This window comes from Staphylococcus sp. EG-SA-2 (genome assembly GCF_017152085.1).
In genome coordinates this window covers 1-592 of record NZ_JACYHC010001330.1, presented here as the reverse complement: position 1 = coordinate 592, position 592 = coordinate 1, and the positions used below count along the sequence as shown (strand labels likewise).

1 protein-coding gene is annotated in these 592 nt (G+C 35.1%); it reads left to right on the top strand.

Going from position 1 to position 592, the window contains the following annotated elements:
- The coding region (locus IDG60_RS28420) for a M20/M25/M40 family metallo-hydrolase (RefSeq protein ID WP_206161169.1) at positions 1-592 on the top strand (592 nt) is incomplete at both ends.

The window sequence follows — 592 nt, the reverse complement described above, 5'->3', positions numbered from 1 at the left end:
AAGGCGGTCTGATGGCTTTGGTCATCACACTCATTGAATTAAAAGAACAAAATCAATTGCCTCAAGGAACGATAAGATTACTAGCTACTGCTGGCGAAGAGAAAGAACAAGAAGGTGCCAAATTATTAGCTGATAAAGGCTATTTAGACGATGTCGATGGCTTAATTATTGCTGAACCAACTGGATCTGGAATTTATTATGCACATAAGGGGTCTATGTCATGTAAAGTAACTGCAACTGGTAAAGCTGTCCATAGCTCAGTTCCATTTATTGGTGACAATGCAATTGATACACTGCTTGAATTTTATAATCTATTTAAAGAAAAATATTCAGAGCTTAAACAACAAGATACTAAACATGAATTAGATGTTGCGCCTATGTTCAAATCATTGATTGGAAAAGAAATTTCTGAAGAGGATGCAAATTATGCATCTGGTCTTACAGCTGTATGTTCGATTATAAATGGCGGCAAACAATTTAACTCTGTACCAGATGAAGCTTCACTTGAATTTAACGTAAGACCAGTTCCTGAGTATGATAACGACTTTATAGAATCGTTTTTCCAAAATATCATTAATGATGTGGATAGCAA